A 19059-nucleotide genomic window follows, 5' to 3' on the forward strand; every position below is an offset into this window, starting at 1 on the left:
CCTTTAAAGATGCGTTCTTCATCTATTTCTAAGATGTCTGACCAAATACTGCGAACAGAGAGTTCGATTTCTGTAAAGTCACTATCACCTTCTAAAGAACCTGTTTCGATGGCTGGCAAACGTTTTTTGTCTACTTTTCCGTTGATGGTTAGTGGAAGTTCTTCTAGTGTCATGTAATGTGTAGGTACCATGTATTCTGGTAAAGCTTCTGTAAGCGATGCTTTGAGTGCTTCTGTGTCTAATGAAGTGTTTTTGTCTAACACCACATAACAAGCCAAGTCTTGCACTTCGCCTTCGCCATGTAAGACCACCACACTTTGACTGATGCCTTCTTGCAGACTTACTACAGATTCTATCTCGCCAAGTTCAATACGATACCCTCTTAGTTTTACTTGCGTATCTTTTCTTCCTTTAAATTCTAATTCGCCTTTGGTATTCCATCTACAGATATCGCCTGTACGGTACATTTTTGTGCCTTCTTCATACGGATTGGCAATGAACTTTTCTGCCGTTAAGGCTTCTTTGCCAATATATCCGCGTGAGACACCCACGCCTGACACACATAATTCACCCCAAACTCCTGTTGCTACTTTTTTCAAATCAGCATCCAACACATATAAACGCGTGTTGGCTATTGGTTTCCCGATTGGAATTCGGGTTAGGTTTTTGTCTTCTTTTTTAAGTTCAAAGTAAGAGACACATACTGCGCATTCGGTCATTCCGTAGGAATTGAAGTATCGTATACCAGCAGCAACAATTTCGTTAGCTTTGTCAATATTACCAGCTTCTCCTCCCGTAATGACACCTCGTATTCCTTTTATGTCTTCCAAACTCATTAAATCGAGGTATGTTGGAGGAATGGTAGGAAGCGTAATGTTAGCATCCGTGATAAAACGTACGTATTTTGCTTGATCTTGTATTGCGCCTGCTACAGGAATTGCCAGTGTAGCACCGCTAAGCAATGACATTGTGATTTCAAAGATAGCTACATCAAAACCTACTGCGGCAAACCACGTTAAGGTATCATCTTCAGTGATGTCGTAAATGTTGATATGATCTAAGGCTGTATTTACAATTCCTTTGTGTTCTATCATGGCACCTTTAGGAACACCTGTACTTCCAGAAGTATAGATAATGTACGCTAACGTATTAGCATTCATGGCAACTTGAAGATTGTTTTCTTCTTGGTTTTCTAGATGTATATCGTCAAAAATCAACACTTTATTTAGTACTTTTTCTTCTTGCAATTCACGCGACGCGATGGTCGTTTTTAATTGTTTCACATCGGTCATTTGCGCAATTCTGGCTGCTGGAAGTTTGGCATCTAACGGTAAGTACGCAGCACCACATTTGAGTGTTGCCAAAATACTGACAATGAAATCACTACTTTTTGGCAATAGAATTCCAACAATATCTTCTACACCTATTCCTTGTTCTTTTTTGAGATAGTGCGCTAATTGATTGGAACGACGGTTTAATTCTTGATAGGTAAGTTTTTCTTCTCCAAACGTAATTGCTATATTGTTTGGTGTTTTGATTGCTTGCGCTTCAAATAAATCTACGACTGTTTTATGAAGTGGATAAGATGCTTCGGTAGTGTTGATTTTGTTAAAGAACTTTTGTTCTTCATCTCCCAGTATATTGATTTCTGAAATTTGACTCGATGTATCTTGAATGATGTGTTTTACTATTTTTCTGAAATAGTTACTGAATCGTTGTATGGTTTCTTTTGTGAAGAGACTGGTAGCATATTCAAAAGTCAGCTGTAGTTTGTTTTCAAATTCCATTACCGATAATTCGATATCAAATTTGGTCACAGCAACTTCAAATTCATAGGTTTGAAGTTCTAAGCCTGGAATGGTGAATGTAGCGTCTTTAAAGTTTTGAAATGTAAAGTGCGCATCAAATAACGGATTGTTACTCGTATCACCTGTTAGCTTTAAATCCTCTATTAATTCTTCATATTGATAGCCTTGATGTTCAAAACTTTGAATGGTGTTTTGTTTTAATTCTTGAAGAAACGCTTCAATATTTTTGTCGAACGAAGGATAATTTCGCAATACTAGTGTGTTTACAAACATTCCGACGATTGTTTCTAAATCATTGTGTTCTCTTCCTGATACGGAAGTTCCAATAGTGATATCCGTTTCACCACTTAGTTTGCTTAATAGGATATTGTATACTGCCAATACGACCATGAATAATGTTGCTCCATGTTCGTCCGCGATTTTTTTCAAACTTTGTGTTTCTTCTGGCGAAAGTTCAAATTCGAAAATGTTTCCTTCTTCACCGATTGATGCTGGACGCATGAAATCGTATGGTAATTTTAACTCTACTGGATCCTCCGCAAATATGTTCAACCAGTATTCTCGATGTTGCAACATTTCATCATAGTGTGCTTCACTTTGTTGCCAATGCGCATAGTCTTTGTATTGAATTTTTAGCGGTTCGAGGGTTTCTCCTTGGTATATTTTTGCGAAATCATTGATGAGAATTCCTTGCGAGTATCCATCAGAGATGATATGATGCATGTCTAACATCAACACATGTTTGTCACTTTCTAATCGAATTAATCCAACTCTGAATAAAGGTGCTTTTTCTAATTGAAAAGGACGCACAAACTCCTGCATGAGTGCTTTTTCATCTTTTCCAGAAATGAGTTCGTATGTTTCTATGGTGAAGTCAAGCTCAGCAGTAGGAATGATGTATTGCAACGGCGCATTTTCTACGATTTCAAAACTAGTTCGCAAGCTTTCGTGTCTTTCTACAAGTTTTTTGAAACTGTTTTCTAAGTGTTTTGCGTCGAGTTTTCCGTTGAGAATTACAAAATATGGCGCATTGTAGGCAATGGAGTTTTTGTCTAACTCGTATAAGAAGTACATACGCTTTTGAGCGGATGACAACTCGTAATATTTTGCTGGGGCAACTGGCTCAATTTTTTGATATTCTTGATACGTTGCTGTTGGCAATAACTGTATGATTCCTTTGATTGTTGGCTGTGTGAAAAATTCGTCTAATCCAATTTTGATTTCTAATTTTTCTTGTAGTTTGTTTACCAAACTGATTGCCGTGAGTGAGTTTCCTCCCAATTCAAAGAAGCTTTTGGTTGTACTGATAGTATCTTCATTAATTTCCAATACTTCCGACCAAAGTGCTGCTAGTTTGTGTTCTGTATCTGTGGTTGGTGCTTGATAATCTTGAGTTGTTACAACAAGTGCTGGCAAGCGTTTTTTGTCAATTTTTCCATTGATGGTTAACGGAAGTTCTTCCAGTGCCATATAGTGTGTTGGCACCATATATTCTGGCAGCACACCGATAAGTGCTGTTTTGAGTTTTTCTACATCTAACGACGTATTTTTTTCCATAACCACATAACAGCCTAAGTCTTGTGCTTCGCCTTCTCCGTGAATTACAACAACACTTTGACTGATACCTTCTTGGAGATTGATTACAGCTTCTATTTCTCCCAGTTCTATGCGATAGCCTCGCAGTTTTACTTGCGTATCTTTTCTTCCTTTAAATTCTAGTTCGCCTTTGGTATTCCATCTACAGATATCGCCTGTACGGTACATTTTTGTGCCTTCTTCATACGGATTAGAAACGAATTTTTCTGCCGTTAAGGCTTCTTTTCCAATATATCCGCGCGACAAGCCAACGCCTGAGACACATAATTCGCCCCAAACACCTGGCGCTACTTTTTTCAAATCAGCATCCAAAACATATAAACGCGTATTTGCTATAGGAGCACCGATAGGAACATTTTGCAATATTCCGTTTTCGCTATCATATTTGTACACTGACACACATACCGAACATTCTGTAGGTCCGTAGGCATTGTAGTATTCTTTGCCACTAGCAGTTATTTCGAAGGCTTTACTTCCTTGTGCTGCTTCTCCAGCGGTGATGACCAAACGCAATCCTTTGAGTTCTTCTACACTTAATAGCGCTACATACGAAGGTGGAAAAGTAACAATACTAGCATTGGTATTTTCTAAAAATTCCACAAAGCGGTCTTTGTTTTTTATCACACCTGATGCTGGAATTGCCAGCGTTGCGCCACTGTACATTGCCATCATGATTTCAAAAACAGAAGCATCAAAGCCTACAGAGGCAAACCACACCACAACATCGTTTTCATTTACGTTATAGCGACGTACTTGGTCGGAAGACATGTTTACATTTCCGCTGTGTTCAATCATCACTCCTTTTGGTACGCCTGTACTTCCTGAGGTATAGATGACATACGCTAAGTCTTCTTCACGAATGTTAAGGTTTAAATTGTCACTACTGAAACGATCTAATTCTGCCAAACTGATATCGACTACAGGCACATTTTCATATAATAATCCTTCGCCATTGAGTCCTTTACTCAGCAATAAAACAGATCCGCTGTCTTCTACCATATACACTTTACGTGAACTTGGATAATCACCATCAATTGGTAAGTAACAACTACCACTTTTTAGGACTCCGAGAATACTCACCAAATAATCTGCTGATTTTTGCATGAGGATGGATACGATTTTATCGCGACCAACATCATAATTGGCTTTTAGATATCTTGCCAATTGATTGGAACGTGCATTTAGTTCTGCATACGTTAGTTGTTGTTCGCCATATACTACGGCAATGCTATTGGGTGTTTTTTCAACTTGCTGTTCAAATAAGCTTACAATGGTGTGCGCCGTTTCTGGTTGGAAATTTGTTTTGTTTACGGCAGAGAGTACATTGTATTCCTCCTGTGAAAGTATGTCAATTTCTTGAAGTGAAACGGATTTGTTTTGCACGACAGCTGCCACAATTTTTTTGAAATATTCCGTAAAGCGTTGCATCGTTTCTTCTTTGAATAAAGCAGCAGCATATTCAAAATACAGCTTTAGCGTTCCTTCTACTTCCATTGCTCCAAGTTCTAGGTCAAATTTGGAAACTTTGGTATTTCTGTGATAGGATGTTAGAACCAGTTCTGGAATTGACAACGCTGTTTCTTCGAAGTTTTGAAACGTAAAATGCGCATCAAATAGTGCGTTTCTACTGTTGTCTCTTACTACTTGCAATTCTTCTATTAGCTGTTCAAATTGGTATTCTTGGTGCTCAAAGCATTGTACCGTATTTTCTTTTAACGCTGCTAAGAACGTGTCAAATTGTAAGTCGGCTGTTGGAAAGTTTCGCAGCACGAGTGTATTTACAAACATTCCTACAATAGCGTCCAATCCCGCTTGTTCTCTACCTGCTACAGAAGTTCCTATTGAGATGTCCGTTTCTCCACTTAGTTTGCTTAGGAATATGTTGTATAGTGCCAATACTACCATAAAAATGGTCGTTCCTTCTTCTTTGGCGATGTTGTTGAGCGCTTCGGTTTCTGCTTTTGTGATTTCAAAATGTAGTGTGTCTCCATCATCTTTTCTGATAGCTGATCTTGGATAATCCATTGGCAAATCCAATGGCACTGCGTCTTCTTTGAATTGATTGAGCCAAAATACTTTTCCTGACTTTATCTTATTTTGAACCGCCTCACTTTGCTGCCATTCTGCGTAGTCTTTGTACTGCCATTGCACAGGTTTGAGTTCTTGCTGACCGTATATTTTCATGAAATCATCAATCAGTAGTCCTTGTGAATAGCCATCGGATGCAATGTGATGCATATCGAGCATCAAAATATGTTCTTCTTCGCTTAAAGCGATAAGTCCTGCACGCAACAAAGGAGCTTTTGAAAGGTCAAAAGGTCTTATAAACTGAGGAATGATGTTTTCTATTGCTGCTTCTGTTTTTGCTGTAAAAACTTCTAGCGAAAAATTGAATTCATCTTCAACTTTTTGGAAGGTTTCTCCGTCGATTATTAAAAATGAAGTACGTAATATTTCGTGTCTTTCTATTAATTTTTGAAATGCTGTTTCCAGTTTTTCTTGATGGAGTTTGCCTGTTAATTTTACAAATTGCGGTAAGTTGTACGCTGTAGATTTTTTATCGAATTCGTATAAAAAGTACATACGTTTTTGCGCAGAAGAAAGCGGGTAATATTCTTTTTCTGTGGCAACAGTAAGTTCAGGAAAACGTGAAGCTCCTTGAATATTTTTGATATATTCTATAAGCTCTTGTTTGTGTTCGCGAACTTCTTGTAAGAGTTCTTCCTCTTGAAAGGTTTCGGGAACTTCTAGGTTAAGTTGGTTGTCAATTACATTTAGTGTAATATTTTGACGTTTTAATTTGAGAATGAGATCTTCCATATCAAATTTTGATTATTTTTTTCGTGGTTGTTTCTTCTTTGTTATCATTTTTGAGCCATTGCGTTAATTCAATAGCTATGGCTACTTGCTTGATGGTTGGTTTCGTAAAGAAATCGCGTAAGGATATCTTTACATCAAAGGTGTTTTCTACTTTGTTGATAAAGCTCATCGCTTTTAGTGAATGTCCTCCGATTCTGAAAAAGTCACTATTGATGCTTATTTGGTCTTTTTCTATGTCTAGAATTTCAGACCATATTTGCGTAATTTCTTTTTCTAATGTGTTTGATGGTGCTACATAATTTTCTTTGTTTTTGAATGCTATTTCTGGAAGTTGTTTTTTGTCAACTTTTCCGTTTGTTTTCCAAGGAATTTTAGCAATTTCACAGAAGTAGGCAGGCACCATGTATTCTGGTAATTTTTGTGCAAGGAATTCTTGAATTTTATTGTCATCAACCGATGTACGTGATGTGTAATATGCTACCAGTGTTTTATCGCCACCAAATTCTTTAACAGTTACCACACATTCCTCTATTGCATCCATCATGACAATATGCGATTCTATGTCGCCTGTTTCAATACGATGACCTCGTATTTTGACTTGATTGTCTTTTCGTCCAATAAATTCGATACTTCCATCGTCTCCCCATTTTCCCATGTCTCCCGTTCGATAGAGTAATCCTTCTCCGAAAGGATTTTGTATAAATTTTTGATGAGTTAAGGTTTCCATTCCTACATATCCTTTGGCTACTCCTGGACCAGAGACACATATTTCTCCAACACTGCCCATCGGTGTTAATTGTTGATTTTTGTCGAGAATGAATATTTTGTGATTGGAAATGGCAGCTCCAATTGGAACTTGGTGTAATTGGTTTTTGCTGAGGACTTCCTCATTCAGCTTGATCATACACGTATTTACCGTAACTTCTGTAGGACCGTACGCATTGACCAATTGAGGTGTTGTGCCAAAAGTATGCACCCATTTTTTGGTAGTTTCTAAATGCAAAGCTTCGCCGCCAACTGCTAGAATTTTAACACTTTCTGGTAATTTTGAACCGTCCGTTTCCATTCCTGCATAGAGGTAATTCCAAAATGCTGTTGGCAGGTTTAAAATGGTGAGATTCCATTTTTTACAAGCATCTATAAAGTTTGAAGAAGACGCTAATATTTCATCATTTCGAATATATAATGTTGCGCCACCTACCAAAGCTGGAAAGATTTCTTCGACAGACATGTCAAAATGCAACGGTGCAAACTGAAGTATTTTGTCTTTTTCTGAAATCTCGTAAAAATCAATCATGTGTCGGCACAGATTTACGAGAGAACGATTTTCAATCATCACGCCTTTTGGTTCTCCGGTAGAACCCGAAGTATATATGATGTATGCCAAATTTTGTGTTCCTTTTGGAGTGTTAAGCGTCACGAGATTTTCATGGTGTATCGCTGAGAAGTATATCGTTTTTACGTTTTCAAGTGGCTCTTGTTCAATGTCTTTATTTTCAATAATCAACAAATCTGAATTGCTACTCTCAAGAATATAATTGATACGAGCCTGAGGAAGCGTTGGGTCTATAGGAATGTATGTTGCTCCTAGTTTTAGAATCGCCAATAGTGTTGTAATGGCGTTGCTTCCGCGATTCATTTGTATGGCTACGCGACTATTGTGTTTGATGTGGTAGTTTTCACTTAAATATCCCGCTACTTTGTAAACATCGTTTAGTAATTGATGATACGAGATTTCTTGTTCATTGTCTACGACTGCAATTTGTTCAGGTGTTTGCGCTGCTTGTTTTTCAACTAATGCTATGATAGAAACATCTATATCGTATTCTTTTTCTGTTTTGTTGAATTCGTTCAATAGCATATTACGTTCTGCCATTGATAGCATGTCAATTTCTGCAATCTTCTGTGATGGATTGTTCAGGATTGCTGTGAGAATTTGAACGTAATAATCTCTATAACGTTCGATGGTTGCACGATTGTATAGTGAGGTTGCGTATTCAAAACTCATCTGTAGGTTGCCTTCTCCATCTTCAAATGCTGATAAGTCTAAGTCAAATTTTGAGATGGTAGTACTTCTGTCATACGGCTCTAATACCAAACCTGGAATTTGTACACTTCTATCGCCCATGCTTTCATACGAAAACATTACATCAAATAATGCGTTTCGTGAGGTATCGCGCTCTATTTCTAAGAGATTGACCAGTTCTTCATATTGAAAGTCTTGATGGTCAAAGCTGCTTATCACGCGTTCACCTAAGTCTTTGATGTATGATTTGAAACTCTTCGCTGACTTTACATCACTTCTTAGTGCTAATGTGTTGACAAATAAGCCTACAATCCCTTCTACATCGGAGTGTCCTCTTCCGGCTACAGGTGTTCCTACTACGACATCTTCCTGTCCGCTGAGTTTGCTTAGTAGTATTTTGTAGATTCCTAATAACAACATATACAGCGTGATGCCGTATTCTTCGCTAAGTTTTTTGAGTCCTTCTACTTGATCTTTTGCCAGTTCGAATACGACTGACGAGCCGCCTTCATCTCTCACGCTTCCTCTCGGGTAATCCGTTGGAATGTCTAACACCTCTGGAATGTCCTTGTAAATCTCCATCCAGTAGTCCTTGCTTTTAGCTTCTATACCTTCCTTTTGTTGCCAATCGGAGTAGTCTACATAGCGTAAGCCAAGCTCTTTTAAGGAAGAGTCATCTTTGTACAATTCCATAAAGTCTCTGACCAAGATGCCTTGCGAAACACCATCTGTGATGATGTGATGCATGTCTAACATCAAGATATGTTCTTCTGAATTTATCTGTATCAGTCCTACACGTAGTAATGGTCCTTGACTTAAATCAAACGGACGGATATAATTTTCTATAATTTCACGTGTTTTTTCACTTTCTAAAGCATCGCCTTGGTAATGGTCTACCGAGAAACGAACGGATTCTTCGGGTAGTATTTTTTGGTAGACTTCATCGCCTTGCATTTCAAAGTATGTGCGCAGACTCTCATGTCGTGAGATGAGTCCTTTGATGGTATTTTCAAAACGTTCTGTATCTAGCATGCCACGAAGAATCACCACATTTGGCATGTTGTAAGTGATTGATTCGCGATTGAATTCGTATAAAAAATACATTCTTCGTTGTGCTGATGAAAGCGCATAATATTCTTGATTGCCTAATGAGGGAATTGATGTATGACAACTTTTTACCATCCCACTGATATAAGCGCTCATAGCTTCAAGCGTAGGAGATGAAAAAACTTCATCTAATGGTACTTTTACCTCTAAGTGTTTTGATAATCTATTTATTAGACTTATAGCGATTAGTGAGTTTCCTCCCAAATTGAAGAAGCTGTCTCCTTTGAAAATACGTTCTTCATCTATTTCTAGGATGTCTGACCAAATGCTGCGAACAGAGAGTTCGATTTTTGTAAAGTCACTATCACCTTCTAAAGAGCCTGTTTCAATGGCTGGCAAACGCTTTTTGTCTACTTTACCATTGATGGTCAGCGGAAGTTCTTCCAGTACCATGTAATGCGTAGGCACCATGTATTCTGGTAAGGCTTCTGTTAGGGATGCTTTGAGTGCTTCTGTGTCTAATGAAGTGTCTTTGTCTAGCACTACATAACAAGCTAAGTCTTGTACTTCGCCTTCGCAATGTAAGACCACCACACTTTGACTGATGCCTTCTTGCAGACTTACCACAGATTCAATCTCGCCAAGTTCTATACGATAACCACGGAGTTTTACTTGCGTATCTTTTCTTCCTTTAAATTCTAATTCACCTTTGGTATTCCATCTACAGATATCACCTGTGCGATACATTTTCTCTCCTTCCTCATACGGATTGGCAATGAACTTTTCTGCCGTTAAGGCTTCTTTGCCAATATATCCGCGCGACAAGCCAACGCCTGATACACATAATTCACCCCAAACACCTGGCGCTACTTTCCTTAAATCATTATCTAATACATATAAACGCGTATTGGCGATGGCACTTCCGATAGAGATTTCAACAGCATCTTTATCTTTTTCATGATCGTATTTATAAATACTACAGCCAACCGTTGCCTCTGTAGGTCCATATTCGTTAAAAATATCTATGTTGTGATGAAATAATTTAGATATTTCGAATGCGAGATTGCTTTCTAGTTTTTCACCTCCAACAATTACCTTTTGTAATCCCTCAAGTACTTTTTGAGTTCCTTCAGGTTGGTAATCCTTTATCATTCGTAAATGTGAAGGAGTTAGTTTGATGATATTGATGCGATTATCAGTCAGTACCCAATCTGTCAAAACGGTTTTGGATTCCGGATATATTATAATTTTATGACCACCAATTAATGGTAAAAAGATTGACGTCAATGTGAGGTCAAAAGAAAGTGAACTGTAGAGAGGAAAATTATAGGTTTGTTTTTCTTCCAAATAATAATCTTCTGCCCAGCAAATGTAATTGGTTATTGATTTATGTGAAATCATTACGCCCTTAGGTTGACCTGTACTTCCTGAGGTATAAATTATATATGCCAGCGAGTCACCGTTGAGTGTAATTTTTTCTTCTTTTTCATTTCTTGTTAGATCTAAAGAATCCCACTCTAAAATTTTAGTATCTTTAATTTTAGCAGCTAATTCAGCGTATGTTATTACACATTTAGATGCGCTATTTTCTAGCATGTAATGTATTCTTGTATCAGGGTATTCTGTGTCTATCGGTAAGTAGGCTGCTCCTGCTTTGAGTATTCCCATGATAGCTATAACGCTGTTACTACTTCTTGGTAATAATACACTTACAACATCGCCACTACTGATATTAAAATTTCGTATTAAATAAGTTGCTAGCTGATTCGCCTGATGATTGACTTCTTGATATGTAAGTTCTTTATTTCTATACTCAAGAGCAATAGCGTTTGGTGTTTGCGCTACTTGTTTTTCAAATAGACTTATAATGGTCGTTGAATTATCTAATGCTACCCTATTACCTATGCTAGGTAAAAACTCTTCTTTTGTATTGATATAGTCAAGATTACCTACTTTTTCTACACCTTCGCTTATACGCTCGAATACTCTTTTTAAATGCTCCACAATCATTTCTACGTATTCTTGTGGAAAGACTTTTTTGTTGTAATCTAACTTAAAGTGTAATTTATTGCCCGTGTGTGAAACACCAATCGTCAATGCGTAGTTATTATATAGTTTAGGAACGATATTAGATACTTGCAATTTAGATTTTGCCTCTGCTATTACTGATTCCATTGGATAATTATCAAAAACAATCAAGCTGTCAAAGAGTGCTTCACTTACGCCCATTGCCTCTTGTATCATACTCAGCGATACATGACTGTATTGTTCTCTCCCTTTGGAATGTCCTGCTTGTAAGTCTGACAACCAATCGCCTAAATCGCTATCACGAGCTATCTCAATACTTACAGGCAAGGTGTTGATGTACAAGCCTACCTCTTGCTCTACCGATCCTACTGACCAATCTCTTCCTGAGACTGTTGCGCCAAAGACTATCTTCTCTGCTCCTGTATAGCTATGAAGTAAGTAACTCCATGCGCCTTGAACCAAGGTATTCATCGTAAGACCTTTTGACTTGCTGTAATCCACAAGTAACCTTGTGTGGCTATGGTCTAATTCAAAGCTTACATGACTGTCTCCAAAGACACTGTTGCGTAAACTCGTATCTTGTAAAAACGGTAAGTACACGCCGCCTTCGATGCCTTTTAGGTAGTCTTGCCAGTAGTCAATGCCTTCGCCTGAACGGTCGCGAGTGTATAAGTCTCGTACATATCTGCCATAGTCACTCACATAACCTTTAGCTATCTCCTCGCCTTCTAGTGCCGCATCGTAGCCTTGGATAAATTCATTCATCAGTATCGATAACGACCATCCATCCCATAAGATATGATGGTTGTATAAGTATAAACGAGTAATACCGCCTGGTAAGTCATACAACTCAAAGCTAAATAAAGGTGCCTGCTGCATATCAAAGCTCACTAGCTTCTTATTCTCAAAGTAGTTGGATAACCAGGTAGCTTCTTTGTCGGTATAATCATAACGGGTAATTGGTAAGTCCACCTTTTTGTAAACACATTGTACTGCATCTCCCAATCCTTCTGAGTAGATTCCTGTACGCAGGATGCCATGACGTGCAACAATGGAGTCCCAAACCTTGACAAATACCTCATAGTTGATGCCGCCATTAAAGTCACATACAAACTCACTCACATACGAGCCGCTGCCTTCACCTCCATATAAGCTATGGAATAGCATTCCTTCTTGTAATGGACTCAGGCGGTATATGGATGCTATGGTTCCGTATTGCTGCTCACAGTCCTTGATAAAACTATCTAATGTCGCATTGCCTACACTAGAGGATAATCCGCAATCACTACAACTCAGTACGCGTTCTTTAGACGCCTTACAGTGCGCTATAATAGCTTCTAGTTCTGACTTGTATAGCGTTGATAGTTCTGAGATTTCTAATGCGCTGTACATCCCTTTATCATAACTCCAGTTCATCTGTAATTCCCCGCCGACTATCATAAAGGTCAGTAACAATCCATAGCCTTCACTGTTGGATGGATGGATGTTATCGCCTGTGGATTCGCCTGCAAAGCTTACCAAGCCTTCTTCTGATACTGTACCATCAAAGTCGCCTAAGTAGTTAAACAGAATTCCGCCCTTGCTATAGGTGTAGGCTTCTGGCGTAGCACTCAAATAGCGTAAAGCTCCGTAGCCAAGTCCGCCATCGGGTACTTCGCGTAGCATGTCTTTGGTATCTCGAAGATACACGCCGATGGTTTCTGACACTTCTAATTTTAATGGATAGAGACTGGTAAACCAGCCTACGGTGCGACTGATATCTAATCCAGCTATGATTTCCTCGCGTCCATGACCTTCAATATCGATATATACCTTTGACGTATCATACTGATTTCCTAATACTTTTGAGAGGCAGCCAAGAAGGACATCTTGTAGTTCTGTGCCGTATATGCCATGAATCTCTTGGGATAGACTTTTGGTGAGTTCCCCTTTAAGATTGTTACTATGAGTCTCTAGTCTGCCTGATAGCGGGTTTTTAGTAAGGTCTTTTATGATTGTATACTCCCTACTAATTTCTTGCCAGTAGTGTTGCTGGCTTTCTGATAAAGATGCTGCATAGGCTGATAAACCGTTTGACCACTGGCGAAGCGAACTCTGCTTTGCCGGTAGTTTGTAATTCTGATTCGATAGCAGTTGTTCTAAATCTTCTAAAACAATACGCCATGAAACACCGTCAATCACCAAGTGATGCGCTACAATAAACAGGCGGTCTTTCTTGGTATCTTGTGCATAGGCGATTTTTACAAAATAAATGAGCGGTCCAGCACTTAAATCAAAGCTTTCTTGATACGTTTGACATAACGCTGTTAGTGCTTTTTCATCTGATACGATTTCTTCCTTATAGTAGTTATCCATCTCTGGCTGATAGAAACCTTGTCCGTCTTTGTAGCTACTGCGTAGGATATCGTGATGGTCTATCAGTTTGGAGAGGCTGCTTTGGAGGGTTTCACTTGATAAATCTTTTGGAATGCTAAGCAATACCGATTGATTGTAGTGATGCGCCGCTGGGTGATTGGCTTCTATAAATCGATGTTGAATCGGTAGTAACTCAAAGTCGCCTTCTAACAGTCCTGTTTCTACTAAAACTGTCTCTGATGCGCCACATACCGATAGCAAGCCTTTGACGGTTGGATGTTTGAAAACGTCTTTTACTTTAAAGTGATAGCCTTGTTGTTTGCTGCGACTCATCAGTTGAATCGCCTTGATGGAATCACCTCCCAATTCAAAGAAACTCGTTTCTATACCGATAGGACGTATTCCCAACAAGCCTTCCCAGATAGCAACCATTGCCTTTTCATCCTTGGTCTGTGCTTCTTGCTCTCCTGCTTGATGTGTGATATGAATGGCAGGAAGCTGTTTTTTATCTAATTTACCATTGCTAGTCAGTGGAAATTCTAAAAGCGCTTGGTAATGGCTCGGTACCATATAACTTGGTAGTTGTTCCCCTAAGTAACTTTGTAATGCTTGCGTGTCTAGTTCAATATCTTCCGATTCGATGTAATAACACACCAAGTGCTCTCCGTCACCAATGGTGGTTTTAACAACTACTGCCTGTGAGATGCCATCGTAGTTTTCCACCACACGTGTAATTTCTCCAAGTTCTATACGATAACCGCGTAGTTTTATCTGACTGTCTTCTCTGCCTAGGTATTCTATGTTTCCATTTGCATCCCAACGAGCCAAATCGCCCGTGCGGTAGAGTTTCCCTTTTCCATACGGATTGTCGGTGTATTTTTCATTGGTTAATACTTCATTGTGCAAGTAACCTTTGCTCACCTGTACACCGCCAATACATAACTCGCCTTTCACGCCTGGTGCTACCAAATCGCCCCATCGGTCTAAGACTAGTACTTGACTTGAGCGTAAACTCGTTCCTAAAGCTAAACGCTCTGCTATTTCACTACCTGGCTCATATAACTTGCTTGTTACAAAGATGGTTCCTTCCGTTGGTCCGTAGAAAACATAAATCTTTGCTTGTGGGAATAACGATTGCATTTGGTGTAACAGTGCATTTGGAACTACATCACCTCCAACATACAACTCCGTCATCTTTGCGTATGCTTCTTTTGTGTTGGTTTGCGCTATATGGTCTAATACAGCGCGCATCAATGCTGGTACGGCGTGGAAACTAGTACTTTTTTGTAAAGCACTTTCTAACGTTTCCATATCGCGTACTTCTTCGTTTCTTAAAAGGATGCTTGTTCCACCTTTGAGTAGTGGACTCAACAGTTCAAAGAAGAAGATGTCAAATCCGTGAGAGGATAAGACTGGTTGTACACGATGTTCTCCAAATTCGTCTTCGATGCCTTTTAGGTAGCCTAGTAAGTTGCCATGACTCACACATACACCTTTGGGTTTTCCGGTACTTCCTGAGGTGTAGATGATATACAAGGTAGCATCTAGTGAAATAGTTTCTTTAGTTGTTTGTACTTCTTCTACCTCTGACGATGCTTCAAACACTTCTGACAAACGTACTACCTGAGTATTTTCTATGTTGATAGCTGTATCGCCTTCTACGATGAGTAAACGACTGTTACTGTCTTTTGCAATGTAAGCAAGACGCTCTTCTGGGTGAATTTTATCTACAGGAACATACATGCAGCCCAATCGCGCTAGTGCTAAAAACAGGACGACCATATCTATACTGCGGTCGCTGTATAACACTACAGTATCGCCTTGTTTTAATTCGTAATGAGAAGATAAATAGGTGCTTACTTTTGTTGATTGACTCCACAATGCTGCATAGCTCATTCCTTGTCCGTCAACATCGCGCAACGCTTCTTTGTCTTTGTAGCGATTAAAAATTGCTTCTAGATATAATTCCAGACTTGCTTCTTCAAGTGAAAATTCTTCCGAAGTTGATAGCAACGCCTTTTTATCAGAAGTTGCTAATAGAGCAATGTCTTTTACTAATATTGCTGAATCAGAGACTACCTGATCTAAGATACGAACGTAATATTCCGTGATGCGCTCAATTGTGGATGCAGTGAAGAGTTCTGGATTGTATATGATGCTGATTTTTATGTCATCTTCTTGTTCTATCACATCCATTGAGAGGTCGAACTTGGAAGTTTTTTGAAGTATTTCCTCAATTTCAACATGCGTATCTCCCAATTTTACGGTACCATATTCCGATTGATTTGCATACGAGAATAGTACTTGAGCTAACGGATTTCTATCTAAAGAACGATTTTTCACTAGCATATCAACTACTTTTTCAAAAGGAGCTTCTTGATTATCAAATCCTGAGATGACGGTTTCTTTAACCTTTTTTACATATTCTGAAAATTGCAGGAATGCATTTGTTGTACTTCTGAGCACAATGGTATTGGCGAAAAAACCTATGAGGTCTGCTACTTGTGCTTGTTTTCTATTCGCAACAGGTGTAGCTATGCATATATCATCTTGTCCAGAAAGACGAGAAAGTAATATTTTAAATATCGAAAGTAGCGTAACATACAGTGTTGTTTGATGTTCGTTAGCGACTTGTTTTAGTTTTTCAAATCGTTCAGCTTTTATATGAAATACCTTTTCCTCACCTTTAAAACCTTGTATGGAAGGACGTACATAATCGTACGGAAGTTCTAAGTTTTCATAGCCTTTTAGTTGACTTTCCCAGTATTCCATTTGTGAACTCCACTGGTCGTTTGAAACGTTTTTTCGCTGCCAAAGTGCATAATCTCCGTATTGAATGGATAGTTCTGGAAGCGTAAGAGGAGCGTCATTTATTAGCGACTGATAATTTTTTTCCAATTCGTTAATTAATATTGGAATAGACCAACCATCTGACGCGATATGATGCATCACTACAATTAGAATAAAGTTTTCTGGTGAGAGTTCTACTAATCGAACTCTTATCATGTAATCTTTGGAGAGGTTGAAAGGTTTTGCAATTTCCTCGTTTATAATTTCTCTTTCATTTTTACCATTGATTGCTTCAACTGTCATTTTAAAATTGTCAACTGTAATTACATTAGCAACGGCAGTATCATCATTCTCTTTGATAATAGTTCGTAGTACTTGATGTCTTTCTATTATTTTTTTAAATGACTCAGCAAGATAATTTTTGTTTATACTTCCCTTAATTCTTATAACGGCAGGCAAGTGATATTGAGTACTTCCTTCTCCCAAAGTATCAATAAACCAAATTGATTGTTGTGCAAAAGAGAGTGGTATTTCTTCTGTGTTGTTTTTAGCTATAACCTCTCCTATTTCAGCGTTAATTTGAGAAGATGTTAAGAGCTCTATTATTGCTTCTTTATTTTCTTTTATATACGCTATAAAGTTTTTAGGAACTTCTATTCCTTTTTTCACCTTTATTTTAATTCGTCCTTCTTCAACATGAAGCAGAATACCTTGCCTTTTGGCTTCGTACAATATATCTATTAAACTATTTTTTATGTTGAATTTCATTTTTTTAAGCTTATTGAAAAGTGATGGACAATTATTTGCTGTTATATAGCAGTATGTCTACTTTTCTTTTTTTTGGTGAATGGTTAATTTTGAGGTCGTGGAAATTATTATGCGTTGTTAGATTTCGAATTCTAGATATTCGTCTTGATCTGCTTCAACTATAAAAAGTTCAATATATTTCGACATACTTTTTACAGAAACGTAATTGTATAATTTTTTTAGCGTTATCGTTATTTCAAATTGTTCTTTTATGAGAATGAATAATCGCATTGCTTTTATGGAATTTCCTCCCAATTCAAAGAAGTTCTTGTTTACACTTATAGCTTCTTCTTTTATCCCTAATACTTGTGACCATAGCTTGACTAGTTTGTGTTCAGTCTCTGTTGAGGGTGCTACATAATTTTCTGTTTTAAAATCGATGGCTGGCAAACGTTTTTTGTCTACTTTTCCATTGATGGTTAGTGGTAGTTCTTCCAGTGCCATGTAATGTGTAGGTACCATGTATTCTGGTAAAGCTTCTGTTAAAGATGCTTTGAGTGCTTCTACATCTAATGTACTTTGTTTGTCTAAAACTACGTAACAAGCTAAGTCTTGTACTTCGCCTTCTCCATGTAAGACCACCACACTTTGACTGATGCCTTCTTGCAGACTCACAACTGATTCTATCTCGCCAAGTTCAATACGATACCCTCTGAGTTTTACTTGGGTATCTTTTCTTCCTTTAAATTCTAATTCGCCATTGGTATTCCATCTACAGATATCACCTGTACGATACATCTTCTCTCCTTCCTCATACGGATTGGCAATGAACTTTTCTGCCGTTAAGGCTTCTTTTCCAATATATCCGCGCGACAAGCCAACGCCTGAGACACATAATTCGCCCCAAACACCTGTTGCTACTTTTTTCAAATCAGCATCCAACACATATAAACGCGTATTGGCGATAGGAGCACCGATTGGTACATTTTGCAATATTCCGTTTTCGCTTTTGTATTTGTATACTGATACACATACCGAACATTCCGTAGGTCCATACGCATTGTAATATTCTTTCCCACTAGCAGCTATTTCGTAGGCTTTGCTTCCTTGTGCTGCTTCTCCAGCTGTGATAACTGCTCGCAGTCCTGCTATCTCTTCTAAACGCAATAGCGATAGATACGATGGTGGAAAGGTTACAACACTTGCCTTTGTTTCATTTAAGAAGCTTACAAAACGGTCTTTGTCTTTGAGCATTCCTGAGGATGGAATCGCTAATGTGGCTCCGCTGTATAGTGCCATCATGATTTCTGACACCGAAGCGTCAAAGCCTACCGCAGCAAACCACACTACTACATCTTGTTGGTCTACTCCAAAAATCCGTACCTGATCCAAAGACATATTTACATTGCCGCTGTGTTCAATCATCACACCTTTTGGTACGCCTGTACTTCCTGAGGTATAAATCATATATGCCAAGTCATTTCCTTTAATGGTGATGTCTAGGTTTTCTTTGCTGTAGCTATCCAGTTCTACCTTACTTATATCTACCATAGGTAGGTTTGTAATAGATAGTGTGCTTGTATAACTTTCTTTGCTCAGTAGTAATACCGCGCCACTGTCTTTTAACATGTATGCTTTACGCGTATCTGGATGATTGCTGTCTATAGGAAGGTAACAGCTACCGCTTTTTAATACTGCTAGAATACTTACCAGATAATCCAAGGATTTGTCCATCAGTATGGCTACGACCTTGTCCTTTCCAACAGTATAATTGGATTGTAAATAGGCTGCCAACTGATTGCTGCGAGCATTTAACGCTGCATAGCTTAGTTGTTCCTTACC

3 protein-coding genes are annotated in these 19059 nt (G+C 38.4%); all 3 read right to left on the minus strand.

The features are described 5' to 3' along the window. Positions 1–6224 (minus strand): non-ribosomal peptide synthetase (locus C8N46_RS19775; RefSeq protein WP_146169909.1); only part of this gene is annotated, 6224 nt, incomplete at its 3' end. Position 6225: 1 nt separating this feature from the next. Then, positions 6226–17238: a non-ribosomal peptide synthetase gene (locus tag C8N46_RS19780; protein WP_108116851.1), complete on the minus strand. Its 11013-nt coding sequence runs from the start codon at positions 17236–17238 to the stop codon at positions 6226–6228. A 117-nt stretch (positions 17239–17355) separates the two neighbouring features. Further along, positions 17356–19059 (minus strand): non-ribosomal peptide synthetase (locus tag C8N46_RS19785; RefSeq protein ID WP_146169910.1); only part of this gene is annotated, 1704 nt, incomplete at its 5' end.

The organism is Kordia periserrulae (genome assembly GCF_003054265.1).
In the GTDB taxonomy this organism is placed as follows: Bacteria; Bacteroidota; Bacteroidia; order Flavobacteriales; family Flavobacteriaceae; genus Kordia; species Kordia periserrulae.